The sequence below is a fragment of the Neoroseomonas marina genome (genome assembly GCF_012927745.1).
Classification (GTDB): Bacteria; Pseudomonadota; Alphaproteobacteria; order Acetobacterales; family Acetobacteraceae; genus Neoroseomonas; species Neoroseomonas marina.
The window spans coordinates 707,414-731,095 of the sequence record NZ_JABBKX010000001.1 but is presented as its reverse complement, the minus strand read 5'-3'; the positions used below and the strand labels follow the sequence as shown (position 1 = coordinate 731,095).

Here is a 23,682-nt window from a genome sequence, read left to right as displayed (position 1 = left end):
GTTGGCCCCGGGCGGCGAGGCATTGTCGCGCGGCGGACGGCGTTCAGTGAAGCGTGAACACGCCGTTCGTGTAGCGCAGCTCCGCCGGGCGGGTCAGCGCGGTGCAGGCGACCCGGACGGAATGGAGCGGGCCGTCGATCTCGCGCTGCCAGAAATCCAGGAAGCGGTTCAGTTCCGGGAATTCCGGCGCGTGGTCGATCTTCTGCCAGACATAGCTCTGCAGGACGTGGGGGTGGTCCGGCATATGGTAGAGCAACTCGGCGGTGGTCATCCGCCAGTCGCGGAATCGGAGGATCGGTTCCAGTCCCTGCAGCACCGTCATTCTGCCTTTCCCTGTGCGGTGGCGCCGTGCGGTTTCAGGCGGGCGGGGCCTCTGACGGGTCGCTCGCCGTCATCAGGATGACATGTGCGGCGCAGCGGATGGCAAGAAAAATCTTATAATATCAATCTATTAGCACTCGCGGTCGATGAGTGCTGCCGAACGCTTGACGGGGCCGGAGCCGGGGCTTAGATCGCTGGCACTCCTCTGGGGGGAGTGCTAACGGCCGGGGTGTTCCGGCACCCGGCCAGGCTTCCCAGGGCGAGCCGTCTCATTCCGAGGCTCAGGAGAGGATAGCTTCATGAAGTTCCGTCCCCTGCACGACCGCGTTCTCGTCCGCCGCATCGAGGCTGAAGAGAAGACCCGCGGCGGCATCATCATCCCCGACACCGCGAAGGAAAAGCCGCAGGAAGGCGAAGTCGTCGCCGTCGGCGCGGGCACCATCAACGAGAAGGGCGAGGTTCGCCCGCTCGACGTGAAGGCCGGCGACCGCATCCTGTTCGGCAAGTGGTCGGGCACCGAGGTGAAGCTCGATGGCGAGGAGCTCCTCATCATGAAGGAGAGCGACATCATGGGCATCCTCGAGGGCACCGCCGAGGCGAAGAAGGCCGCCTGAGGCGCCGCTTCCGCTTCCCCGATCAACACAGAATTCCAGAGGTAGAGACACATGGCTGCTAAGGACGTGAAGTTCGGCGCCTCCGCCCGCGAGCGTATGATCCGCGGCGTGGACATCCTGGCCGACGCCGTGAAGGTGACGCTGGGCCCGAAGGGCCGCAACGTCGTCATCGACAAGTCCTTCGGTGCCCCGCGCATCACGAAGGACGGCGTGACGGTCGCCAAGGAAATCGAGCTGGCCGACAAGTTCGAGAACATGGGCGCCCAGATGGTGCGCGAAGTGGCCTCGAAGACGAACGACCTGGCCGGCGACGGCACCACCACCGCGACCGTGCTGGCCCAGGCCATCGTGCGCGAGGGTGCGAAGGCGGTTGCCGCCGGCATGAACCCGATGGACCTCAAGCGCGGCATCGACAAGGCCGTCGCCGAGGTGGTCAAGGAACTCGAGTCCAAGACCAAGAAGATCACGACCTCCGCCGAGGTCGCGCAGGTCGGCTCCATCTCCGCCAACGGCGAGACCGAGATCGGCGAGATGATCGCCCAGGCGATGGAGAAGGTCGGCAACGAGGGCGTCATCACGGTCGAGGAAGCGAAGAGCATCCAGACCGAGCTCGACGTCGTCGAGGGCATGCAGTTCGACCGCGGCTACGTCTCCCCGTACTTCATCACGAATGCGGAGAAGATGATCGCGGAGATGGATGACCCCTACATCCTGATCCACGAGAAGAAGCTGTCCCAGCTGCAGCCGATGCTCCCGCTGCTCGAGGCGGTGGTGCAGTCGGGCCGTCCGCTGGTGATCGTCGCCGAGGACGTCGAGGGCGAGGCGCTGGCCACCCTGGTGGTCAACAAGCTGCGCGGCGGCCTGAAGATCGCTGCCGTGAAGGCGCCGGGCTTCGGCGATCGCCGCAAGGCGATGCTCGAGGACATCGCGATCCTGACGGGCGGCGAGGTCATCTCCGAGGACCTCGGCATCAAGCTCGAGACCGTGACGCTCGCCATGCTCGGCCGCGCCAAGAAGGTGCGGATCGAGAAGGAGAACACCACGATCGTCGAAGGTGCCGGCAAGAAGGACGACATCAAGGGCCGTTGCGAGCAGATCAAGGCGCAGATCGAGGAGACCACCTCGGACTACGACCGTGAGAAGCTGCAGGAGCGCCTGGCGAAGCTCGCGGGCGGCGTCGCGGTGATCCGCGTCGGCGGCTCGACCGAGGTCGAGGTGAAGGAGCGCAAGGACCGCGTCGACGACGCGCTGCATGCGACCCGCGCCGCGGTCGAGGAAGGCATCGTCCCGGGCGGCGGCGTGGCCCTGCTGCGCGCCTCCCAGAAGCTGGCCGGCCTGAAGGCCGACAACAACGACCAGCAGGTCGGCATCGAGATCGTGCGCCGCGCGATCCAGGCGCCGATCCGCCAGATCTCGGAGAACGCCGGCAAGGACGGCGCCGTGGTCGCGGGTGAGGTGCTCCGCACCGACAAGTACGAGTTCGGCTACGACGCGCAGTCGGACGAGTACAAGGACCTGGTCGCCGCCGGCATCATCGACCCGACCAAGGTCGTGCGCACGGCCCTGCAGGACGCCGCTTCGGTGTCCTCGCTGCTGATCACCACCGAGGCGATGGTCGCCGAGCGTCCGGCGAAGCCGGCCGCGGCCCCGGCCGGCGGTGGCGACATGGGCGGCATGGGCGGCATGGACTTCTGATCCTTCGCGGATCGGGAGACCGAGAGGGGGCAGTCCTTCGGGACTGCCCCTTTTTCGTTTTGGCATGCTATGGGGCGGCGAGACCTGCCTGTCCGGGGAAACGCCCATGAAGCGCCGCCATGTCCTGTTCGCACCCGCGCTCGTCGCGCCCGCCCTTGCCCGCGCGCAGGGCGGCTGGCGGCCGAACCGGCCGGTCACCATGATCGTGCCCTATGCCGCGGGCGGCGGGACCGACATCGTCGGGCGCGAATTCGCGCAGATCCTGTCGCAGAAGATCGGCCAGACGGTAGTGGTGGACAATCGCGGTGGCGCCGGCGGGTCGATCGGGACCTTGGCCGCGGTGCGCGCGCGCGGCGACGGCTTCACCTTCCTGTATGCGGTGTCCTCGAACATCGTCATCAATCCGCATGTCTACCGCACGCCGGAGCGCGAGGACCCCGCGCGCGTGCTCGTCCCGGTCGGCATCCTCGCGAACTACCAGTACATCCTGGTGGGCAATCCGCGCTGGCCCGTGACCAACCTGCAGGAGCTGATTGCGCAGGCGCGCGCCAAGCCGGGCGAGGTCACCTTCAGCCATTCCGGCAATGGCGGGAACAACCACCTGGCGGGCAAGCTGCTCGCGCGCATGGCCGGCATCGAGCTGTCCGACGTCGCGTATCGCGGCACCTCGCCGGCGCTGATGGATGCGGTGAACGGGACGGTGCAGTTCAACATCTCCTCCCCGCCGCCGGCGATCCCGCTGGTGCGCGAGGGGCAGCTTCGCCCGATCGCCGTGACCGGCGCGCGCCGTTCGCCGACCTTCCCGGACGTGCCGACGGTCGCCGAGCAGGGCCTGCCCGGATATGCCGTGACCGGCTGGCATGGCGCCTTCTTCCCGCCCGGCACGCCGGCCGAGCCGGTCGCAGCGCTGCGCGCCGCGGTCGCCGAGATCGCGGCCATGCCGGCCTTCCACGAGAAGCTCGGGCGCGATGGCCTCGAACCGCTTGCGGCGCCCGTTTCGACCGACGCCTTCATCGCGCAGGTGCGCGACGAGCACGCCTTCTGGGGCCGCACCATTCCCGAACTCGGCATTCGGGTGGAATGACGTAGCCGCAAGGTCTTGTTGACGCCCCCGGCGCAATCTGCGTCAGATCGAAAGGTCCAGCTGTTCCTTGCCTCGCCTTGCCGTGCCTCCGGAGACCCGGTCGCCTCCAAGCCGATCCCGGGTCCGGTTGCGACACGGCGGTCGCGAACATCGCGCCCGCGGCGACAAGGAGGGGATCGCATGGCGATCGGCACCGTGAAGTGGTTCAACGCGACGAAGGGCTTCGGCTTCATCGTCCCGCAGGATGGCGGCAAGGACGTGTTCGTCCACATCACCGCCGTGCAGAAGGCCGGCCTGACCGGGCTGAACGAGAACCAGAAGGTCAGCTACGACGTGGCGACCGAGCGCGGCAAGGCCGCCGCGGTGAACCTGAAGCCGGTGTGAGGCTTCCGCGCGCCGCGTCCCCGATGTTCACGCTCGAGGAACTGGAGGCGGCGGCGCGCCTCGTCCACCGGACCTTCGCGGCGACGCCCCAGCTGGCGTGGCCGCTGCTCTCGGCGCGCAGTGGCGCCGAGGTCTGGGTCAAGCACGAGAACCACACGCCGACCGGCGCCTTCAAGGTGCGCGGCGGCCTGGTCTACATGGAACGCCTCAAGCGCGAGCGACAACAGGTCGCGGGCGTGATCAGCGCGACGCGCGGCAATCACGGCCAGTCGCTTGCCTATGCCGGGCGGCAGCAGGACGTTCCCGTCACCATCCTCGTCCCGCATGGCAACAGCGCGGAGAAGAACGCAGCGATGCGCGCCTTCGGGGCGCGGCTCGTCGAGCATGGCGAGGATTTCGATGCGGCGCGGGAGGAAGCGGCGCGGCTCGCGGCTGTCGAGGGGCTGGAATTCGCGCCGTCCTTCGCGCGCGACCTGGTGCTCGGCGTCGCGACCTATGCCTTGGAATTCTTCCGCGGCAGCCCGCCGCTCGATGCGCTGTATGTGCCGATCGGCATGGGGTCGGGCATCTGCGGCTGCATTCTGGCGCGCGACCTGCTGGGCTTGAAAACCGAGATCATCGGCGTGCAGAGCACGGGCGCGCCGTCCTATGCGCTCTCCCTCTCGGCGGGGCATGTGGTGACGACCAACCGCGCCGAGACGCGTGCCGACGGGATGGCGACACGCGTGCCGGACCCGCAGGCCTTCGAAATCATCCGCCGCGGCGCGGCGCGCATCGTGACCGTCACGGACGATGAGGTCGCCGCGGCGATCCGCGCGCTGTGGCAGGACACGCACAACCTGGCCGAGGGCGCCGGCGCCGCCGCGCTGGCCGCGATGCTGCAGGAACGCGAGGCGATGCGCGGGAAGCGCGTCGGCCTGGTGCTGTCGGGCGGCAACATCGACCTCGACCTGTTCGGCGATTGGGTGCTGGGGAAAGCATGAGCGACCTTCTGCTGCGCAACGTCCGCCCGATGGGCGGGACGGCGACCGATGTCCTGGTGATGGGCGGGCGCATAGCCGCCGGGCCCGCGCCCGCCGGCACGCCCGAGGAGGACGGGCGCGGGATGTTGCTGCTGCCCGCCTTCGTCGAGGGGCACACGCACCTCGACAAGACCACCTTTCACCTGCCGGACTGGCTGGTGAACGAGGTCGGGCCGCGTATCGAGGACAAGATCGACACCGAGCGCGAATGGCGTGCGCGCACGGGGCATGATGCGGGCGCGGCGTCGCTCGCGATGGCGAAGGCCTTCCTCGCGGCGGGGACGACGCGCATCCGGAGCCATGTGGACGTGGACACGTCGGGCGGCACGACGCATGTCGAGCGTGTGCTGCAGACGCGCGAGGCGATGCGCGGGCTGCAGGACATCCAGGTGGTGGCATTCCCGCAATCGGGCATCCTCGGCCGGCAGGGGACGGAAAGCCTGCTGGATGCGGCGCTCGCGATGGGCGCGGACATCGTCGGCGGGCTCGATCCCTGCGCGATCGAGCGCGATCCGGTGAAGCACCTCGATGTCGTGTTCGGCCTGGCCGAGAAGCACGGCAAGCCGGTGGACATCCACCTGCACGAGCCTGGGACGATGGGGACCTTCTCGCTCGACCTGATCCTCGAGCGCACGCGCGCGCTCGGGATGGAAGGGCAGGTCGTCGTCAGCCACGCCTTCTGCCTGGGCGACATTCCCGAGCGCGATCGCGATGCACTGCTGGCGCGGATGGCCGCACTGGGCGTCGGTATCGCGACGACGGCGCCGGCCTCGCGGCCCGTGCCGCTGGTGGCACCCTGCCGCGCGGCGGGGGTGATGATCTTCGGGGGCAATGACGGCATCCGCGATACCTGGACGCCGTATGGGTCGCCCGACATGCTCGAGCGCGCGATGCTTATCGGGCTGCGCAACAACTTCCGCCGGGACGACGAGGTCGCGATCGCCTTCGACTGCGTGAGCGCGGCCGGGGCCAAGGGATGCGGCTTCGCGGATTACGGGCTGGCGTCCGGCGCGCGCGCGGACCTGGTGCTGGTGGAGGCGCGCAGCCTTGCCGAAGCGGTGGTGGCGCGGCCGGTGCGGAAACTCGTCGTCGCGGGCGGGCGCGTCGTCGCGCGCGACGGGGCGCTGCTGGCGTGAGCGAGGCCCCCGTTGTCGTGGAACGTGCCGCGGAGACCGCGACGCTGTGGCTCGCGCGGCCGGAGCGCGGCAATGCGCTCGGCGCGGAGATCGTAGAGGCGCTGGATACGGGGATCGATGCGGCGGTCGCGGAGGGCGCGCGGCTGATCGTGCTGCGGGGGCGCGGGCGGAATTTCTGCACCGGGCTCGACCTCGCCGATCTCGAAGCCATCAGCGACGGCGACCTGGCGCTGCGGATCCTGCGCATCGAGTTGTTGCTGCAGAAGATCCATGCGCTGCCGGTCACGACGGTCGCGGTGGCGGGCGGGCGGGTGTTCGGCGCTGGGGCGGACCTGTTCGCCGTCTGCGACCATCGGATCGCGCTGCGCGGGTCGTCCTTCGCCTTTCCGGGGCCGGCCTTCGGGCTGGTGTTGGGCACCGGGCGGCTGGCCGGGCTGGTGGGCGATACGGCCGCGCGGCAGGTGCTGCTCGCCGGCCAGGCAATCGAGGCACAGCGGGCGGTGGAACTGGGCCTCGCGACCGCGGTGATCGAGGATGAGGCGGTCGAGGATGCGATCGGAGTCGCGCATAAGGCGGCGACGCGGCTCGATGCCGCAACGGTCGCGGCGCTGCATGGGCGCACGCGGCATGCGGATGATGCGGGGGACCTGGCGGCGCTGGCGCGATCGGTGGCGCGTCCGGGGCTGAAGGCGCGGGTGGAAGCCTACCGGGCGAAGGTCGCGGCCGCGCGGCGGTGACAGGCTGCGGCCGGGCACACCGCGGCCTCCCCTGCGGGGCATACGCTCCGCACGGTTCCGGCGCCGGATGCGACGCGCCTGGGGGGTTGTTCGTGGCGTGAGACTTGCGTGCCACCATGGGCCGCCGGGTCCCCACGCAGGAGCGTCTCGCATTCACCAGTCTCATCTCCGCCGCGTGGACCGCCGCCGGTGACCGCGGCGAGGGCCTTGCGCGTCGCCTTCGGCCTGGCGCTGGGCAGTGTGGGCGGCGCGGTTTTCGCCTGGCTGCACCTGCCCCTGCCCTGGCTGATCGGGGCGCTGGTGGCGGTCGCCGCGGCCCGCATCGCGGGGGCGCCGGCGGAAGGTCATCCCCGGCTGCGGAACGTCTTCCTGGGTATCATCGGCATCGCGCTCGGCCTGTATTTCACGCCGGCGACCGCGGCTGTGCTCATGGCCAAGGCACCGGTGCTGCTGCTGGCGGCCTTCATCACGCTCGCCATCGGGGCGGCACTGGCGCCGACCCTGGCGCATCGTGCCAAGGTGGACATGGCGACGGCCTGGTTCGCCTCCATTCCCGGGGGCGTGGCGGACATGGCGATGCTGGCAGAGGTCTATGGCGGCCGGCCCGGGCCGGTGGCGCTGGCGCAGCTGCTGCGGGTCTGCTCGGTGGTGGTGCTGGTGCCCAACATCTTCGCGCTGCTCGGGCTCCGGGGGGATGTGCCGCAGGCGGCCACCATCCTGCCCTTCGTGCCCTGGGCCCTGGCGTTGCAGTTCGCCGGCGGGCTGGCGGCCGCGATGCTGCTGGTCCGGGTCGGCGTCCGGGCGGGATGGATGCTGGGGCCGCTCGCGGTGACGGCGGCGGTGACGGCCTCGGGCATCACGCTGTCGGGACTGCCGCCGTGGCTGACGGCGGCGGCGCAGGTGGTGCTGGGCACGAGCCTCGGCGCGGCCTTCGGGCGGGAGAGCATCCGCCCGCTGCGACGGTTCCTGCCGCATGCCGTGAGCCAGGTGCTGCTGCTGATGGCCGGCTGCGCGACGGCGGCGGTGCTGCTGTCCTGGCTGTTCCACGAGCCGATGGGCGCGATGATCCTCGGCACCGCGCCCGGGGGCGTGGCGGAGATGAGCCTGACGGGGAAGGTGCTGGGACTCGACGTCGCGCTGATCGTGACGCTGCACGTGACGCGGATCTTCCTAGTCACCGTGCTGACGCCGCCGGTCTTCCGCCTGCTGCATGGGCGGCAGGGGAGGGAATGACCGGCGGTACGGAGCCGCGGGAGAGGGCCGGGCCCACCCCCGCCGGGGATCAGGCGGCCGCGTCGACCGGCTGATAGGGCAGGCGCTTCACGCGATCCATGTTCATCCCCTCGATGCGCAGCAGGCGCGTCGGCCCGTCGCGGCGCGGGGAGTGCAGGATGCCGGGCTCGTACAGGTAGGCGTCGCCGGGCTTCATCGCGTAGTCGCGGAGGCGCTTCGCCTTGCCGGGCGTGCCTTCGCTCGGGCGGGCGAGGCATTCCCAGTCGGTCATGATCGTCTCGCCGGCGGCCTGGCCGTAGATCGCCCAGGACGGGCCGTGGTCGTGCGGGCCCGAGGTCTTGGCGTCGTGATAGGCATGGGCGAGGACGGTGAAGCCGAGTTCGGGGTCTTCGTAGAGGACCTGCCGCTCGGGCGTCTTGTCATTGATGTTGGCGGCGATGAAGGCGGGGTCCTTCAGGGCCTCGCGCACCAGATCGCAGACCATCTGGCGGCCTTCGGCGCCAGGGTGGCCCTTCAGCGCGGCGCGGGCGCGCTGCACGAAGGCATCGAGCGTCATGGGCATAGGCTTTCTCCTCCCGCCTCGGTTCGGGGTAAACAATGCTCCCGCGAGGGCGCGGACGGAAGGGGTCAGGGCTCCGCGAGGAAGGCACGCGTTTCCGCGACGGCCTGGGCGAGGCCGAGCCGGCGGATCAGCACCCCCGGCGGCAGGCCGTGCAGCAGCCGCGACGGGCAGCGGGCGTCGAGCATGACGAAGACGCCCTTGTCGTCGGCGCGGCGGATCAGCCGGCCGAAGGCTTGGCGCAACCGGTGGCGCGCGACGCGGTCGTCGTAGTCCTTGGGCCGCCCGCCCGACAGGTGGAGGCGCCGTTCGCGATGCAGGATGGTCGGGCGCGGCCAGGGCACGCGGTCGAAGACCAGCAGGCGCAGCGCCCGGCCCGGCACGTCCACGCCGTCCCGCATCGCATCGGTGCCGAGCAGGCAGGCGTGTTCCTCCGCGCGGAAGACGTCGACCAGGGTGGCGTTGTCCATCGCGTCGACGTGCTGGGCGTAGAGCGGGATTCCGGCCTGTTCGAGCGGGCCGGCGATGCGGGCATGGACCTCCCGCAGGCGGCGGATGGCGGTGAAGAGGCCGAGGCCACCGCCGCCGGCCGCGAGGAACAATGCCTGGAAGGCGGCGGCGATCTGTCCCGGGTTGTCCCGCGCGACATCGGTGACGACGAGGCACCGGGTGCGGGACGCGTAGTCGAAGGGGGAGGGGACGGCGGCGCGGATCGCGGGGATCGGCAGGTGGGAGGCACCGGTGCGGGCCTCGGCCTCGTGCCAGGCGGTCTCGGGGTCGTCGTCGGCCTCGGCCTCGTCGCGCAGGGTCGCGGAGGTGATCAGCACACCATGCGCGGGGGCGGCGACGGCGCGGGCGAAGGGCTCCGTCGGGTCGAGGTGGTGGCGGTGCATGCCCGCATCCGTGTCCGAACCGCCGCGGCGTTCGAGGGACAGCCAATCCACGAAGGTCGGCCGCATGCCGGGCTCGGGCGCGTCGCCCTGGATGGCGGCGAGCATCCCCTGCCACGCCTGGCAGGGCATCAGCACGCGGCGTTCGAGGGCACGGCAGGCGGCCTCGATGCGGATGCGGTCGCCGACCTCGAGCTCCTCGGCTTCGTCCTCGAGCCGTGCGGCGAGGCGGTCGCGCAGGGCGCGGGCGGGTTCCTCCAGCCGCGACAGGGCGCGGGCGAGGGCTTCCGCGGCCGGGGGCAGGGCTTCGGTGACCGGGAAGAGGTCGCATTCGGAATCGTAGAGGCCGGCATCCCGGCTGTCCTGCGTGCGGGCGAGGACCTGTTCGCGCACGGCGCGGAGGAAGGTCTCGCCGGCATTGGGGGTTTCGTCGGGGCGCGCGGGGGTGCTGCCGCCGAGCCGCGACGGCCAGCCATGGACCGGCAGGGCGCGGGCGGCCTGCAGCGCGGCGTCGAGCTGCGCGTTGAGGTCGGGGCGGTCGCCGATCAGTTCCTCGAGCCTCCGGCGCAGGCCGCGGGCGCGGGACCGGCCGCCCTCGGCGCCGAGCAGCCAGCGGCGCATCTCGGCCATTTCGGCGCCGGAGAGATCGGCGGAAAAGGCGGAATCGGCCGCGTCGAAGAGGTGGTGCCCCTCGTCGAAGACGAGGCGCAGCGGCGGGCCGTCCTCCCCCCCGCCGAGGGCGGCCTGGACCATCACGAGGGCGTGGTTGGCGACGACGATCTCGGCGGTCTTGGCGCGGCGGATCGAGTGTTCGACGAAGCACGCCTTGTAGTGCGGGCAGGCGGAGTGGATGCATTCGCCGCGACGGTCGGCCAGCGGCAGCACGGCGGAGGGGCCGAAGAGCTCCGCGATCCAGCCCGGGAAATCGCCGCCCAGCAGGTCCCCGTCGCGCGTCGCGAGCGCCCAGCGCGCGACCAGGCCGAGCGCGACGGCGAGGTGCGGGGCGGGGATGGCCGCCGTGAGGTCGTCGAGGTTCAGCAGGCAGAGGTAGTTCTCGCGGCCCTTGCGCAGGACGACGCGGCGGCGGCGTTCCTCGGGGTCGGGGAAAAGCCGCGCGGTCTCCTGGTCGATCTGGCGCTGCAGGTTCCGCGTGAAGGTACTGATCCAGACCGGGGCGCCGTTCTTCTCGGCCCAGAGGCTGGCGGGCGCGACGTAGCCGAGCGTCTTGCCCGTGCCGGTCCCGGCTTCCGCGAGCACGACCGCCGGCGCGCCTGGATAGGCGCGAGGCTGGAAGGCGCCGGCGGCGGCGGAGGCGTAGTCGGCCTGCTGCGGGCGCTGTTCGGCACCGGGGCCGAGGATCTCGGCCAGGCGCCGGCGGGCCTCGGCCGGTTCCACGGGAAAGGAGGCCGGCGGGGTCGGTGGCGCGTTGTCCTCCCATTCCGGCAGGCGGCGCCAGACCTTGTAGGCGCGGGCGTCGGGCCTGGCCTTGGGGTCGCCGAGGGCTGCCAGGACCGACGGCGCCCAAGGCCAGCCTGCTTCGCCCATGCGTGCGGCGAGGGCGGCGGCATCGCGATTGCGCGGGGCGTCACGCGTGTCGGCGAGGTGCTGGAGGAGGTTGGTGGCGATGTCCGGCAGCAGCGCGACGGCGGCCTCCTCATCGGAGGGCTGCGGCAGGTCGAGCGCCAGGGCCAGGCCGCGCGGTGTCGGCGCGCAGGGCTCCGCCGGGCGGCAGAAGGCGAAGAGTTCGAGCAGGTCGTGGGCAGCGTCGAAGTCCGGCAGCCCGAGGCGGCGGGCCGTGGCGGGCGCGTGGACGAGCAGCGGCGCGGTGTCGCGCACGGCGCTGGCCGCGGCCTGGGTATCGAGCAACTCGATCTCGCCATCCGTCGTCAGCAGGACGGCACGGCCAAAGCCCGCGACGAGCGACGGCACGTCGGGCAGGAGGAGTCGCGGGGCAGTGGCCATGCGGGCAACCTAGCAGCGAAGCCGCAGGCCCGCATGGCCCCCTGCCCGACGGGGGCTAGGCGGCGCCAGAGCCCATCGCGGCCTTCTTGGCCTCATTCGCGGGTACGTTCAGGCGTACCGCGCCACCTTCGATCTGCGACACCATCTCGGCCGACAGGAAGTGGTGATGCTGACCCGTGCCGTCGGGGTCGTCGGACTTGGTCAGCTTGATCCGGTTGCCTTCGACCTTGTCGACCGTCCCGACATGCTGGCCATCGCTGCCGACGACGGCCATGTGTTCGGTGATCTTCGAGAGGGAACTGCTCACTGGCGCCTCCATGTGCATGCGCCGCGAGGGCGCGGCGGCTCAGGGAGAACCGGCGGCGCACACCGATGTTTCGGCGGTCGCATCGACGTGAAGCTGGGATCCACGCGGCGGGCCGGGGGGCCAGACACGCGAAGGGCCATGCATGTCGCCATGCATGGCCCTTTCAGGCGTGGAATCGGCGTGGGTTCAGGCCGCCTTGCGCGACAGGTTCGGCAGCCGTTCGGCGATCTGCACCGCGTTCAGGGCCGCGCCCTTCAGCAACTGGTCGCCGCAGAGGAAGAAGTCGAGCCCGCAATCGCCGAACACCGGGTTCGCCCGGATGCGGCCGGCCTCGACGTCGTCCTGGCCGGTCGCGTTGATCGGCATCGGGTAGAGGCCGTTCGCCGGATCGTCGACCACCTTCACGCCGGCGGCACGGCGCAGCACTTCGCGCGCCGCGTCGGGCGTCACGGGGCGCTCGGTCTCGATCGTCACGGCTTCCGCATGCACGCGCATCGTGGGGATGCGGACCGCGGTGCAGGAAACCGGGAGATCGGCCACGCCCATGATCTTCCGGCTCTCCCACACGACCTTCATCTCTTCCTTGGTGTAGCCGTTGGGCTGGAAGACATCGATCTGCGGGATGACATTGAAGGCGAGCGGCCAGCGGAAGACCTCGGCCTGGGGCTTCTCGCCATCGACCAGGACGCGGCGGGACTCGCGCTCGAGCTCCGTCATGCCCTCGGCGCCGGCGCCGGAGGCCGCTTGGTAGGTCGAGACGATGACGCGCTTCAGCCCGAAGGCCTGGCGCAGCGGCTCGAGCGCGACGACGAGGATCGCCGTGGTGCAGTTCGGGTTGGCGATCAGGCGATGGGCGCCGATGGCGGAGGCGTTCACTTCCGGCACCACCAGCGGGACGTTGTCCTGCAGGCGGAAGGCGGAGGAATTGTCGATCACCGTCACGCCGGCCTCGACCATCTTCGGCGCATGGGCCTTGGCGAAGTCGCCGGAGACCGCGAGCAGGGCGATGTCGAGGTCGCGCACGGCGGCGTCCGAGAATTCCTCGATCGTGACGTCGCCGAAGGGCGTTTTCGTTTTCGTGCCGGCGCTGCGGGCGGAGGCGAAGAGCCTCAGCGAGGTGACCGGGAAGGCCCGGCGCCCCAGAACGTCCACGAGCTCGCGGCCCACCGCACCGGTGGCGCCGACAATACCGACACGCATGTCCCTCTCTGTCCTTTCGACGGCTGGAAGGGGCCGGTTGCATAGCGCAACGGCCGAGCAAGACCAATGCTTTCCTGGGAATGCCGCCCCGGGCGGGGGGCATGGCGGTCCCACGGGGTCGCGTCCGGGCGCCGGGCCACCTATAACGCCCCTCCGCTGTGATGATGAGTTCGACCCCGTGACGATCGCGCCGACCGACCTTTCCGCCGCCCGCGCCTGGCCCTTCGAGGAGGCCCGCAAGGTGGCCGCGCGCCTGGAAAAATCGGGCAAGGACGTCGCGCTGTTCGAGACCGGCTACGGCCCGTCCGGCCTGCCGCACATCGGCACCTTCGGGGAGGTCGCGCGCACCACCTGGGTGCGCCGCGCCTTCGAGCTGCTGACCGGCAAGCGGTCCCGCCTGATCGCCTTCAGCGACGACATGGACGGGCTGCGCAAGGTGCCGGACAACGTGCCGAACAAGGAGATGCTGGCGACGCATCTCGGCCGGCCGGTGACCGCGGTGCCTGATCCCTTCGGCACGCATGAGAGCTTCGGGCATCACAACAACGCCCGGCTGCGCGCCTTCCTCGACGCCTTCGGCTTCGAATACGAATTCGCTTCCTCCTCGGACTACTACAAGTCCGGCCGCTTCGATGCCGCGCTGATCCGCATGGCGGAGACGCACGAGGCGGTGCGCGCGGTGATCCTGCCGACGCTCGGGCCGGAGCGGCGCGCGACCTATTCGCCCTTCCTCCCGATCCATCCGAAGACCGGCATCGTGATGCAGGTGCCGATGGAGGAGGTACGGCCTTCCGAGGACCTGCTGATCTGGCGCGACCCGACGGACGGAACGCGCCACGCGACGCGGATCACCGGCGGGCATTGCAAGGCGCAGTGGAAGGCGGATTGGGCACTGCGCTGGTTCGCCCTCGGCGTCGACTACGAGATGTCGGGCAAGGACCTGATCGATTCCGTGAAGCTGTCCTCGGCGATCTGCCGGGTGCTGGGCGGCGAACCGCCGGAGACCTTCACCTATGAGTTGTTCCTCGATGCCGAGGGGCAGAAGATCAGCAAGTCCAAGGGCAATGGGCTGACCATCGAGGAATGGCTGCGCTACGCGCCGCCCGAGAGCCTCGCGCAGTTCATGTTCAACCAGCCGCAGCGGGCGAAGCGGCTGTATTTCGACCAGATCCCGCGGGCGGTGGACGAATACCTGCAGAACCGCGCGCGTCTGCGGGTCGCGGCGGACCCGGCGGTGCCGGCCTGGCACATCCATGGCGGGGCGGCGCCGAACGATCCGGAGCCGCCGGTCTCCTTCACCATGCTGCTGAACCTCGCGAGCGTGGTGAACGCGGACGATCCGCAGATCCTGTGGGGGTTCCTCGCGCGCTACGCGCCCGGGGCGACGCCGCAGACCCAGCCGCTGCTCGGCAAGCTGGTCGAGCACGCGGTGCACTACTACCGGGACTTCGTCGCGCCGACGAAGCGGTTCCGCGAGCCGAGCCCGGCGGAACGCGAGGCGCTGCTCGCGCTGATGGCCGCGCTGCGCGACCGCGCGGCGGATCTCGAGGCGATGGAGCCGGAGGAGCGCGCGCGCGCGATCCAGGATCTGGTCTATGACGCGGGACGGCGCGAGCCCTTCCTGCAGCCGAACAAGGACGGGTCGATGGGCGTTTCCCGCGCCTGGTTCAACGCGCTGTACCAGGTGCTGCTGGGGCAGGAGGAAGGGCCCCGATTCGGCGGCTTCGTGGCGCTGTATGGAATCGCGGGCACGATCGGGTTGATCGAGACGGCGCTCGCGCGTGGGGAGACGCCGGTCGCGTGAGCATTGGCGCGCGCGCCCTGGCGCTGGTCAAGCGGCACGGGCCGACCGTCTTCGGCCTGCTGCTGCTGGTGGCGGCGATCTATGTCGTCCAGCGGGAATTCCGCAATCTCCACTGGAGCGACATCCAGGGCGCGCTGCACAGCACGCCGGCGCATGCGCTGTGGGGTGCCGCGGGGTGCACGCTGCTCGCCTATCTGGTGCTGACGGCCTATGACCGGCTGGGGTCGGTCTATGCGGGGCATCCGGTGTCCTATGCGCGGACCTCGCTCGCGTCCTTCGTCGCCTATTCGCTGGCCAACAACCTCGGCTTCTCGACCGTGTCGGGGGCGGCGATCCGGTATCGCTTCTATGCGGCCTGGGGGTTGAGCCCCGGGGCGATCGCCAAGGTGGTCGCCTTCACATCATTGACCTTCGGCCTGGGCGGTTTCGCGCTGGGCGGGCTGGTGCTGGTGGCGGAGCCCGAGGTGCTGCCCTTCTTCGGGGACGGCACGCCGCGCTGGGTGATGCAGGCGGCGGGCATCGCGATGTGGTGCGTCGTCGGGTCCTACATCCTGCTCGCACGCTTCGTGCCGCATTTCCGCATGTTCGGGCACCAGATCGACCTGCCGGGATTCCGCATGGCGGTGGCGCAGACGGCGCTGGCGAGCGCCGATGTGGCGGTGACGGCGCTGATCTTCTGGATGCTGCTGCCCCCGGTGGAAGGCCTGACCTTCCTGCATTTCCTCGGTATCTACGTGCTGGCGCTGTCGGCGGGGATCGCGGCGAACGTGCCGGGCGGGATCGGGGTGTTCGACGGGGCGGTTCTGCTCGGCCTGTCGGGGTATCTGGCGGCGCCTGTGGTGATCGGGGCGTTGCTGCTGTTCCGGCTGTATTACTACATCGTGCCGCTGTTCCTGGCCGGGCTGCTGTTCGCTGGCTTCGAGGCCAGCCAGCGGCGGCATGTCTTCGAGCGGATCTCGGCCGAGCGCGGCGTCGCGATTTCCTTCGAGGTGCCGGCGATGGCCGCGCTGGCCGTGATCGCGGCGATGGCGCTGATCGTCATCGGCGCCCTGCCGGTGAAGCCGAATGCGCTCGACGGCATCCTGGACCTGCTGGACGACGCGGCGAACCATTTCGCGGCCTCGGTGGTCGGGTCACTCCTGCTCGTCGCGGCCTATGGGCTGATGCGGCGGCTGGCGATCGCCTGGTGGGTGACGCTGGTGCTGCTGCTCAACGGCGCGGTGATCACGGCCCTGCGCGGGGAACCCTGGTGGCTGATCGGGCTGTTCCTGATGATCGCGGGCGTGATCGGCAGCGCGCGGGGCGCCTTCTACCGCCGGGCGCGCCTCACCGCGGAACCGCTGACCAAGGAGGCGGCGGCGGCCATTGCCGCCGCGGCGCTGTGCGGGCTCGCGCTGGCGACCGTCGCGTACCAGGGCGCCTATGCGGACCTGTCCTGGTGGGGGCTGGTGCTCTCGGCCGATGCGCCACCTTCGCTCCGCTTCGCGGTGGGTGTTGCCGGGGTCCTGCTGCTGGCGGCGGCCGGCTGGCTGCTGCGGCCGGCGCGCCCGCCGGCGCTCGCCTATGACGCCGAGGTGCGCGGGCGGCTCGCGGCGCTGGGCGCCATGGCGCCCGAGATCGGTGGGGCCGATGGGGCCGTCTTCGGCGAAGCGGGGCGGGCGGGATTCGCCTTCGTGCGCCGTGACGGCATCTGGCTCGGCCTGGGCGATCCCGCCGGCGAGGAGCGGGACCGCGTCTCGGCGATCTGGCGGTTCCGCGACATCTGCGCCCGGGCGGGCGTCGACCCCGCCTTCTGGCGCGTGGGCCCCGAACTGTTGCGCGTCTACAGCGACATCGGGCTGACGCCGTTTCCGTTGGCCTCCGACGCCGGGCCGCGCTTCCTGGTTTGCCGTGCGGAGCGCGACCTCGATGCGCTGATGCCGCTGTTGCCCGGCGGCGCGGATGCTGCCTGAGATGCTTGCAAGACCCGGCCGGGCGGGCCATTCCACGGCCGCCCGCCCCAGCCAAGAGGGAGTTTCATGCGCATCGCCATGATCGGCGCCGGCTATGTCGGCCTCGTGTCCGGCGCGTGCTTCGCCGAATTCGGCGTCGACGTGACCGTGATGGACGTGGACCCCGACAAGATCGCGGGCCTGCACGCCGGCCGGATGCCGATCTACGAGCCGGGGCTCGACAAGCTGGTGGCGGAGAACGTTCGCGACGGGCGGCTGTCCTTCACCACGGACCTGTCCGAGGCGGTGAAGGGGGCGGATGCCGTCTTCCTCGCCGTCGGCACGCCGACGCGGCGCGGCGACGGCCATGCCGACCTCACCTATGTCTACGCCGCGGCGGAGCAGGTCGCGAAGGCGGCGGACGGGCCGCTGGTGATCGTCACCAAGTCGACCGTGCCGGTGGGCACGGGCCGGGAGGTGCAGGCCATCGTGCGGCGTGTCCGGCCGGAGGCGCAGATTTCCGTCGCCTCCAATCCGGAGTTCCTGCGCGAAGGCAGCGCGATCGGCGATTTCATGCGGCCCGACCGCGTGGTGATCGGCGTCGATGACGAGCACGCGACGACCGTGCTGAGGCGGCTCTACCGACCGCTCTACCTCATCGAGACGCCGGTGCTCGCGGTCAGCCTCGAGACGGCGGAGCTGATCAAGTACGCGGCGAATGCCTTCCTCGCGACCAAGATCACCTTCATCAACGAGATCGCGGACCTGTGCGAGAAGGTCGGCGCGGATGTCCACGACGTGGCGCGCGGGATGGGGCTCGACGGCCGCATCGGGCGGAAGTTCCTCCATCCCGGCCCGGGCTATGGCGGGTCCTGCTTCCCCAAGGACACGCTGGCCCTTGCCCGTACGGCGCAGGACCACGGGGCGCCCATCCGCCTGGTCGAGACGACGATCGCGGTGAACGAGGCGCGGAAGGCACAGATGGCCGACCGGATCCTCGCCGCCCTCGGCGACGGGCCGGCGGGCAAGCGCGTCGCGGTGCTGGGCGTGACCTTCAAGCCCGAGACGGACGACATGCGCGACGCGCCGTCACTTGTGATCCTGCCGAAGCTGGTCGCGGCGGGGGTTCATGTGGTGGCCTTCGACCCGCAGCCGGCCCATGCGCGGCAGGCCTTGCCGGCGGCGGTGGAGTTCGCCGGCAGCGCCATGGCTGCGGTACAGGGGGCGGATGCGCTGGTGGTTCTGACGGAATGGAACGAGTTCCGCGCCCTGCCACCGGATCGCCTCAAGTCCGCCATGAAGGGCGGGATTGTTCTCGACCTGCGCAATGTCTGGGACCCGGCCGCGATGCGCGCGGCCGGCTTCACCTATTCCTCCATCGGCCGGCCCTGAAGGGAACGACCATGACCGCCTTTCGCCACCGCTTCGATTCCACCGTGCTCCGCGAATACGACATCCGCGGAATCGTCGGGCAGACGCTGAAGCCGGAAGACGCCTTCGCGATCGGCCGCTGCTTCGGGTCCGTCGTCGTGCGCGGCGGCGGCAAGCGCGTCGCGGTGGGCTACGATGGGCGTCTTTCCTCACCGGAGCTCGAGGCACAGCTGGTGGCGGGCCTGCGCGCCTGCGGCCTCGAGGTGTGCCGGATCGGGCTCTGCGCGACGCCGATGCTGTATTTCGCGGCTTATGACCTGCAGGCCGACGGGGCGGCGATGGTCACGGGCAGCCACAACCCGCCGAACTACAACGGCTTCAAGATGATGATCGGCAAGAAGCCTTTCTACGGCAGCGCGATCCAGGAGATCGGGCGCATGGCCGCGGAGGGCGACGTGGTGCCGGAAAGCCGGGGCAGCGATCGCCAGGTCGACATCGCCGCGAGCTATGCCGACCGCGTGCTGAAGGACTGGGACGGCGGCGACCGCAAGCTGAAGGTCGTGTGGGACCCGGGCAACGGCTCGGCCGGGCCGATCGTGAAGACGCTCGCTTCGCGGCTGCCGGGGACGCATTTCGTCATCAATGGTGACGTGGACGGCACCTTCCCGAACCACCATCCCGATCCGACGGTGGCCAAGAACCTCGAGCAGATCATCGCCGAGGTGAAGCGCGAGAAGGCCGACCTCGGCATCGCATTCGACGGCGACGGCGACCGGATCGGCGTCGTCGACAATGAGGGCCACATCTTCTTCGGCGACCAGCTGCTGGTCGTGCTGGCGCGCGACGTTCTCAAGTCGAAGCCGGGCGGGACCATCATCGCCGACGTGAAGGCGTCCCAGGTGCTGTTCGACGAGGTCGCGAAGGCCGGCGGCAACCCGCTGATGTGGAAGACAGGGCATTCGCTGATCAAGGCGAAGATGGCCGAGACGGGCAGCCCGCTCGCGGGCGAGATGTCGGGGCACATCTTCTTCGCCGACAAGTGGTACGGCTTCGACGACGCGCCGTATTCGGCCGTCCGGCTGCTCGGCATCGTCGCGCGCATGAACGAGAGCCTTTCGACCGTGCGCGCCGCGCTGCCGCAGGTGATCAACACGCCGGAGCTGCGCTTCAACTGTGAGGAAGCCCGCAAGTTCGAGGTGGTGAAGGAGGTCAAGGACCGCCTCGCCGCCGAGGGTGCCAAGGTGCAGGACGTCGACGGCGTACGCGTGCTGACCGAGGATGGCTGGTGGCTGCTGCGCGCGTCCAACACACAGGCGGTGCTGGTCGCGCGCTGCGAGGCGTCGAGCGAGGCAGGGCTCGAGCGGCTCAAGGCGCAGTTGGTCAAGCAGCTGGTGGCGAGCGGGCTCGAGGCGCCGGACTTCTCGGCCGAGAACGCGGGTCACTGACGGTCGCCGAAGGCGAGCGGCAGAGGTTTATTCGATCCCTCAGACGGCGGGCGGCCGGCATCCGCCGGCCTTGCCTTCGCGCCGTACGCTGGCGTGCTGGCCGCGGTTGGCGGTCTGGGCGCGGTCGCGCTGCGCGCTGCGCGCTCCCGGATCGCGGCTTGGCCGCGATCCGATGGGCTTGGATGGGCGTGGCTTCCAGCCGGGCCGCGTAGCGGTCTAGCCTTCCCTCCAGGGGCCTGGGACAGGGCCCTGGAGGAGAACCGGGAATGACCTTCGCACGCCGTTCGCTGCTGCTTGCCGCGGGCGCCACCCTTGCCGCGCCGGGGCTCGCCCTGGCGCAGGAGTTTCCCAGCCGCCCGATCCGCATCGTCGTGCCCTTCCCCGCGGGCGGCACGACCGACCTGCTGGCGCGGCTGTTCGCCCAGCGGATGACCGAGACGATGGGCCAGTCCGTCGTGGTCGAGAACCGCGGCGGCGGCGGCGGGTCGATCGGGGCGGACGTCGTTGCGAAGGCGTCGCCGGACGGCTACACCCTGCTGTTCCACAACATCACCTTCCCGACCACGACGGCGACCATGGCGCTCGCCGGCCGCCCGCCGCACGACATCGAGCGCGACTTCGCCCCGCTCTCGCTCGGCGCCAATGTGCCGCTCATCATCCTCGCCAATCCGGGCGTGCCGGTGAACGACCTCAAGGGCTTCGTCGATTGGGCGAAGGCGCAGCCCAGCCCGCCCTTCTACGGGTCGACCGGGCCGGGGTCGTTCATGAACATGGTCGGCGAAGTGCTGAAGCGCGATGCCGGCATCCGCATGGAGCATGTGCCCTTCCGCGGCGCGGCGCCGCTGGTGCAGGAACTGATCGCGGGGCGCGTGCAGTTCGGCGGCGACCAGATATCGACCTGCGTGCCGCATGTGCGCTCGGGCGCGCTGAAGGGGTTGGCGAATGTCGCCTCCCGCCGCGCGCCGATCCTGCCGGACGTGCCGACGGTGCGGGAGCAGGGCTTCCCGTCGCTCGAACTGGAAGGCTGGAACGGCTTCTTCGCGCCGGCGCGCACGCCCGCGCCGGTGATGGCGCGGCTGAACCGCGAGATCGCCGCCGCCGCGCGCCACCCCGACTTCGTGAAGCGCTGCGAGGAGGTGGGCGCGGAGCCGGTGGGCTCGGATGCGGAGTCCTTCGGCGTCATGGTGCGCGCGCAGTCGGCGAAGATCACGGAACTGGTGACGAGCGTGAACCTGCGGCCTGAATGATCCTGTTCCTCTACGGCACGCTGCTCGATCCCACGGTGCTCGCCCGCATGTCGGGCGAGCGGGCGCTGGCGCGGCGGCTGCGGCCTGCACGGCTGGCCGGCTGGCGGCGGGTGTTCCTGCGCGGGACGCTCTGTCCGACGCTGGTCGAGGATGCGGCGGCGGCCGTGGAGGGGGCAGTGCTGCGGGCCGGACCGGCGGCGTTGGCGCGGCTGTCGGACTATGAGGGCAGCGCCTATGCCCTCACGCCGCTGACCGTGGCGACGGCGCGCGGGCCGGTGCGGGCGCAGGCCTGGATCGCGCCGCCCTGGCGGGCGGAGGCGGATCGCGACTGGCCGTGATCAGGGGATGGCACGGGCGGCTTCGACGCCGCTGAGCCAAGCGCCGGCGACGGTGGCGGCGAAGCGCGGGTGGCAGGCTTCGCCCGCGAAGCGGAGGCGACCATCGGCAAGCGGACGCGCCAGCGTCGTGCGTGCGGCCTGCGCGCCCGGGACGGCGTGGCTGTAGGCGCCGCGGAAGAGCGGGTCCTCGGCCCAGCGCGTGACCGTGGCGGGGCCAAGGGCTGCGGCCGCGCGGGGACCGAAGACCTTGGCCGCTTCGGCGCGGGCCTCGGCTTCGGCGCGGCGGGCGTCGCCGGCGATCTCCCAGGCGCGGGCGCCACCGCAGAAGGCCAGCATCACCGGGTCTCCGAAGAGGCGCGAGATCCAGGACATGGGCCGGTCGCCGTCGTGTTCGACGGCGCGGCGCAGGCTGACGAAGGGGGGCATGTCCGGCGCGTCCGGATGGTCCGCGCGGAAGGCGATCTTGGTCAGCAGGCCGAGGGGCAGGGCGTGGATCGCCGCCTGCGTTTCGGCGGGCAAGGGCGGGTCGAAGGCGATGCCGCCGGCCGCCAGGACGCCGGTGGAGACGGTGACGATGGCCGCGCGGGCGATGACGCTGCCGAAAGGGCCTTCCGCCGTGACGCCGCGCGCGCCCCAGCGCAGGCGGTCGACGCGCGCGTCGAGGCGGATCGGCAGGCCTTCCGCGAGCCGCGCGACCAGGCCCCCGATGCCGGCGCGCAAGATCAGGTTCGGGCCGTCGAGCGCCGTCGCGGCGAAGTCGTGCAGCGACATGCGGGAGAGCTCGGCGGCGCAGATCTGCGCGCCTTCCCAATGCGCGACGGTCGCGTCCCAGGGGTCGCCGCGCGGGGCGGCCTCGGAGGCCGGGCGGTCGGGCGCGCCGTCATGGGCGGCGGTGTCGATGGCAACCCAGAAGGCGTCCTCGGCGGCGGCGAAGGCGTGGCGGTCCTCGCGCGGGGCCAGGCGGCCATGGGCGAAGAGGCGCCGTTCGCGGAAGCGGTCGTGGTCGATCGGCGCCAGGCCCAGCGCGTGGGCGAAGGGCGTCAGCGGGTTGTCATCCGCCTGGTGGAGCCAGGACGCGCCGTGGTCGAAGGGCACGCCGAGGCTCTCGCTCTCCGTCCAGGCGCGGCCGCCGATGCGGGGGCCGCCCTCCAGCACGACGCAGGTCCTGCCCCGGGCGGCGAGCTCGCGCGCCGCGGCGATGCCGGCGCAGCCGGCGCCGATGACCAGCACGTCTGGATCGGAAGGGAACATGGCCGCATCATGCCGCGACACCGTCAGGGGATGAACCATGCTGCAAGCGCCGCCCGCCGAACCCGGCATGCGCGAGGACGAGGTCGATACGCCGGCGCTGCTGATCGACCTCGACGCCTTCGAGCACAACCTCGACACCATGGCCGCGCTGCTGGCACCGACCGGGGCGAAGCTGCGCGCGCATGCCAAGACGCACAAATCGGCCGTGATCGCGAAGCTGCAGATGGCGCGCGGCGCGATCGGCCAATGCGTGCAGAAGGTCGCGGAGGCGGAGCAGCTTGCCTGGGGCGGGATTCCGGACGTGCTGGTGACGAACCAGGTCGTCAGCCCGCGGAAGCTCGCGCGGCTCGCGGCGCTGGCGAAGATCTGCAAGGTGGGGCTCTGCGTGGACGATCCCGCGCAGATCGCGCTGGCCGAGCAGGCGGCCGAGGCGGCCGGGGTGCGCCTGCCGGTGCTGGTCGAGATCGATGTCGGCATGGGCCGCGCGGGCATCGAGCATGGCCCGCCCGCGGTGGCGCTGGCCGAGCGGATCGCGGCGAGCAAGCATCTGAGTTTCGGCGGGCTGCAGGCCTATCACGGCAGCGCGCAGCACATGCGCACGCCCGAGCAGCGCGCGGCGGCGATCGCCGAGGCCGCGGCACGGTCGCGGCGCACGGTGGAGCAGTTGAAGCAGCGCGGCCTCGACTGCCCGATCGTCGGCGGCGCGGGCACCGGCACCTTTCGGCACGAGGCGGCGAGCGGCGTCTATACCGAGATCCAGGCGGGGTCCTACGCCTTCATGGACGTGGACTACGCGAAGAACGACGACGCGCCACCGTTCCGGCACGCGCTGTTCGTCCTGGCGCAGGTGATGAGCCGCGCGACGCCGGGCGTCGCCGTGGTCGATTGCGGCCACAAGGGTGTCGCGGTGGATTCCGGCATGCCGGGCGTTTGGCAGCGGCCGGGGCTTCGGTATGCGGGTGCGTCCGACGAGCACGGCAAGATCCTGATCGAGGATGGCGAGGCGCCGGTGCTGGGCGAGAAGCTGCGCCTGGTGCCGGGGCATTGCGACCCGACGGTCGATCGCTACGACTGGTATGTCGGCGTCAGGAAGGGGCGCGTGGAGTGCCTCTGGCCGATCGCCGCGCGCGGCGCGATGGCCTGATCGGAGC

The 23,682-nt window shown here is 71.0% G+C and carries 21 protein-coding genes; 15 read left to right on the top strand and 6 right to left on the bottom strand.

What is annotated here, in order from left to right; all coding sequences use genetic code 11:
* Positions 1 to 43: 43 nt before the first annotated feature.
* Entirely contained in the window at positions 44 to 322 is a 279-nt protein-coding gene (locus tag GWK16_RS03550; protein ID WP_170052556.1) for an usg protein, read from the bottom strand.
* A 298-nt stretch (positions 323 to 620) separates the two neighbouring features.
* Between GWK16_RS03550 and groES the strand changes: the two genes are divergently transcribed.
* The 8 genes from groES to GWK16_RS03510 all read left to right on the top strand — a co-directional run bounded on the left by groES (position 621) and on the right by GWK16_RS03510 (position 8,226).
* On the top strand, positions 621 to 935 hold the full coding sequence (gene groES / locus GWK16_RS03545; protein WP_168042139.1) for a co-chaperone GroES: 315 nt from the start codon (positions 621 to 623) through the stop codon (positions 933 to 935).
* Positions 936 to 986: 51 nt separating this feature from the next.
* Positions 987 to 2,630: a chaperonin GroEL gene (gene groL, locus GWK16_RS03540; protein WP_168042140.1), complete on the top strand. Its 1,644-nt coding sequence runs from the start codon at positions 987 to 989 to the stop codon at positions 2,628 to 2,630.
* A 106-nt stretch (positions 2,631 to 2,736) separates the two neighbouring features.
* Positions 2,737 to 3,714: a Bug family tripartite tricarboxylate transporter substrate binding protein gene (locus GWK16_RS03535; RefSeq protein ID WP_170052555.1), complete on the top strand. Its 978-nt coding sequence runs from the start codon at positions 2,737 to 2,739 to the stop codon at positions 3,712 to 3,714.
* A gap of 180 nt (positions 3,715 to 3,894) precedes the next feature.
* Positions 3,895 to 4,098, top strand: coding sequence for a cold-shock protein (locus GWK16_RS03530; protein WP_168042142.1), 204 nt, complete (start codon positions 3,895 to 3,897; stop codon positions 4,096 to 4,098).
* Positions 4,095 to 5,081: a threonine dehydratase gene (locus GWK16_RS03525; protein WP_338144392.1), complete on the top strand. Its 987-nt coding sequence runs from the start codon at positions 4,095 to 4,097 to the stop codon at positions 5,079 to 5,081. The genes GWK16_RS03530 and GWK16_RS03525 overlap by 4 nt, the downstream gene beginning before the upstream one ends.
* On the top strand, positions 5,078 to 6,256 hold the full coding sequence (locus GWK16_RS03520) for an amidohydrolase family protein (RefSeq protein ID WP_170052554.1): 1,179 nt from the start codon (positions 5,078 to 5,080) through the stop codon (positions 6,254 to 6,256). The genes GWK16_RS03525 and GWK16_RS03520 overlap by 4 nt, the downstream gene beginning before the upstream one ends.
* Positions 6,253 to 6,993: an enoyl-CoA hydratase-related protein gene (locus tag GWK16_RS03515; protein ID WP_170052553.1), complete on the top strand. Its 741-nt coding sequence runs from the start codon at positions 6,253 to 6,255 to the stop codon at positions 6,991 to 6,993. Before GWK16_RS03520 ends, GWK16_RS03515 begins: the two co-directional genes overlap by 4 nt.
* Positions 6,994 to 7,182: 189 nt before the next feature.
* Positions 7,183 to 8,226: an AbrB family transcriptional regulator gene (locus GWK16_RS03510; protein WP_170052552.1), complete on the top strand. Its 1,044-nt coding sequence runs from the start codon at positions 7,183 to 7,185 to the stop codon at positions 8,224 to 8,226.
* A gap of 49 nt (positions 8,227 to 8,275) precedes the next feature.
* Here GWK16_RS03510 and GWK16_RS03505 read toward each other — a convergent pair whose 3' ends face one another.
* The 4 genes from GWK16_RS03505 to GWK16_RS03490 all read right to left on the bottom strand — a co-directional run bounded on the left by GWK16_RS03505 (position 8,276) and on the right by GWK16_RS03490 (position 13,144).
* Entirely contained in the window at positions 8,276 to 8,788 is a 513-nt protein-coding gene (locus GWK16_RS03505) for a cupin domain-containing protein (RefSeq protein ID WP_170052551.1), read from the bottom strand.
* 65 nt (positions 8,789 to 8,853) lie between these two features.
* Positions 8,854 to 11,637, bottom strand: coding sequence for an ATP-dependent DNA helicase (locus tag GWK16_RS03500; protein WP_170052550.1), 2,784 nt, complete (start codon positions 11,635 to 11,637; stop codon positions 8,854 to 8,856).
* A 55-nt stretch (positions 11,638 to 11,692) separates the two neighbouring features.
* Positions 11,693 to 11,944, bottom strand: coding sequence for a DUF2171 domain-containing protein (locus GWK16_RS03495; RefSeq protein ID WP_211187039.1), 252 nt, complete (start codon positions 11,942 to 11,944; stop codon positions 11,693 to 11,695).
* A 186-nt stretch (positions 11,945 to 12,130) separates the two neighbouring features.
* On the bottom strand, positions 12,131 to 13,144 hold the full coding sequence (locus tag GWK16_RS03490; protein WP_170052548.1) for an aspartate-semialdehyde dehydrogenase: 1,014 nt from the start codon (positions 13,142 to 13,144) through the stop codon (positions 12,131 to 12,133).
* A gap of 184 nt (positions 13,145 to 13,328) precedes the next feature.
* Here GWK16_RS03490 and GWK16_RS03485 point away from each other — a divergent pair, with 184 nt between their 5' ends.
* The 6 genes from GWK16_RS03485 (at position 13,329) to GWK16_RS03460 (ending at position 21,280) form a co-directional block, all read left to right on the top strand.
* Positions 13,329 to 14,948 carry a lysine--tRNA ligase gene (locus GWK16_RS03485; RefSeq protein WP_408903902.1) on the top strand — a complete coding sequence of 540 codons (1,620 nt, stop codon included), beginning with the start codon at positions 13,329 to 13,331 and terminating at the stop codon, positions 14,946 to 14,948.
* Positions 14,945 to 16,900: a phosphatidylglycerol lysyltransferase domain-containing protein gene (locus tag GWK16_RS03480; protein WP_338144390.1), complete on the top strand. Its 1,956-nt coding sequence runs from the start codon at positions 14,945 to 14,947 to the stop codon at positions 16,898 to 16,900. The genes GWK16_RS03485 and GWK16_RS03480 overlap by 4 nt, the downstream gene beginning before the upstream one ends.
* A gap of 66 nt (positions 16,901 to 16,966) precedes the next feature.
* The gene (locus GWK16_RS03475) at positions 16,967 to 18,271 is read left to right on the top strand and encodes a UDP-glucose dehydrogenase family protein (RefSeq protein ID WP_170052546.1); all 1,305 of its coding nucleotides are present in this window, start codon (positions 16,967 to 16,969) and stop codon (positions 18,269 to 18,271) included.
* An 11-nt stretch (positions 18,272 to 18,282) separates the two neighbouring features.
* The gene (gene pgmG, locus GWK16_RS03470; RefSeq protein ID WP_170052545.1) at positions 18,283 to 19,695 is read left to right on the top strand and encodes a phosphoglucomutase/phosphomannomutase PgmG; all 1,413 of its coding nucleotides are present in this window, start codon (positions 18,283 to 18,285) and stop codon (positions 19,693 to 19,695) included.
* Positions 19,696 to 19,961: 266 nt separating this feature from the next.
* Positions 19,962 to 20,942: a Bug family tripartite tricarboxylate transporter substrate binding protein gene (locus GWK16_RS03465; protein ID WP_170052544.1), complete on the top strand. Its 981-nt coding sequence runs from the start codon at positions 19,962 to 19,964 to the stop codon at positions 20,940 to 20,942.
* The gene (locus GWK16_RS03460) at positions 20,939 to 21,280 is read left to right on the top strand and encodes a gamma-glutamylcyclotransferase family protein (protein WP_170052543.1); all 342 of its coding nucleotides are present in this window, start codon (positions 20,939 to 20,941) and stop codon (positions 21,278 to 21,280) included. Before GWK16_RS03465 ends, GWK16_RS03460 begins: the two co-directional genes overlap by 4 nt.
* Here GWK16_RS03460 and GWK16_RS03455 read toward each other — a convergent pair whose 3' ends face one another.
* Positions 21,281 to 22,531, bottom strand: a complete 1,251-nt coding sequence (locus GWK16_RS03455) for a flavin monoamine oxidase family protein (RefSeq protein ID WP_170052542.1) — start codon at positions 22,529 to 22,531, stop codon at positions 21,281 to 21,283. It lies immediately after the preceding gene.
* A 37-nt stretch (positions 22,532 to 22,568) separates the two neighbouring features.
* Here GWK16_RS03455 and GWK16_RS03450 point away from each other — a divergent pair, with 37 nt between their 5' ends.
* Positions 22,569 to 23,675: a DSD1 family PLP-dependent enzyme gene (locus GWK16_RS03450; RefSeq protein ID WP_170052541.1), complete on the top strand. Its 1,107-nt coding sequence runs from the start codon at positions 22,569 to 22,571 to the stop codon at positions 23,673 to 23,675.
* Positions 23,676 to 23,682 lie beyond the last annotated feature (7 nt).

What these genes read in the sequence shown, in the direction of transcription:
- pgmG (WP_170052545.1), top strand. Translation starts at nt 18,283, where the DNA reads ATGACCGCCTTTCGCCACCGCTTCGATTCCACCGTGCTCCGCGAATAC.
- GWK16_RS03450 (WP_170052541.1), top strand. Translation starts at nt 22,569, where the DNA reads ATGCTGCAAGCGCCGCCCGCCGAACCCGGCATGCGCGAGGACGAGGTC.
- GWK16_RS03505 (WP_170052551.1), bottom strand. Translation starts at nt 8,788, where the DNA reads ATGCCCATGACGCTCGATGCCTTCGTGCAGCGCGCCCGCGCCGCGCTG.
- GWK16_RS03465 (WP_170052544.1), top strand. Translation starts at nt 19,962, where the DNA reads ATGACCTTCGCACGCCGTTCGCTGCTGCTTGCCGCGGGCGCCACCCTT.
- GWK16_RS03550 (WP_170052556.1), bottom strand. Translation starts at nt 322, where the DNA reads ATGACGGTGCTGCAGGGACTGGAACCGATCCTCCGATTCCGCGACTGG.
- groL (WP_168042140.1), top strand. Translation starts at nt 987, where the DNA reads ATGGCTGCTAAGGACGTGAAGTTCGGCGCCTCCGCCCGCGAGCGTATG.
- GWK16_RS03520 (WP_170052554.1), top strand. Translation starts at nt 5,078, where the DNA reads ATGAGCGACCTTCTGCTGCGCAACGTCCGCCCGATGGGCGGGACGGCG.
- groES (WP_168042139.1), top strand. Translation starts at nt 621, where the DNA reads ATGAAGTTCCGTCCCCTGCACGACCGCGTTCTCGTCCGCCGCATCGAG.
- GWK16_RS03460 (WP_170052543.1), top strand. Translation starts at nt 20,939, where the DNA reads ATGATCCTGTTCCTCTACGGCACGCTGCTCGATCCCACGGTGCTCGCC.
- GWK16_RS03475 (WP_170052546.1), top strand. Translation starts at nt 16,967, where the DNA reads ATGCGCATCGCCATGATCGGCGCCGGCTATGTCGGCCTCGTGTCCGGC.
- GWK16_RS03455 (WP_170052542.1), bottom strand. Translation starts at nt 22,531, where the DNA reads ATGTTCCCTTCCGATCCAGACGTGCTGGTCATCGGCGCCGGCTGCGCC.
- GWK16_RS03490 (WP_170052548.1), bottom strand. Translation starts at nt 13,144, where the DNA reads ATGCGTGTCGGTATTGTCGGCGCCACCGGTGCGGTGGGCCGCGAGCTC.
- GWK16_RS03530 (WP_168042142.1), top strand. Translation starts at nt 3,895, where the DNA reads ATGGCGATCGGCACCGTGAAGTGGTTCAACGCGACGAAGGGCTTCGGC.
- GWK16_RS03500 (WP_170052550.1), bottom strand. Translation starts at nt 11,637, where the DNA reads ATGGCCACTGCCCCGCGACTCCTCCTGCCCGACGTGCCGTCGCTCGTC.
- GWK16_RS03535 (WP_170052555.1), top strand. Translation starts at nt 2,737, where the DNA reads ATGAAGCGCCGCCATGTCCTGTTCGCACCCGCGCTCGTCGCGCCCGCC.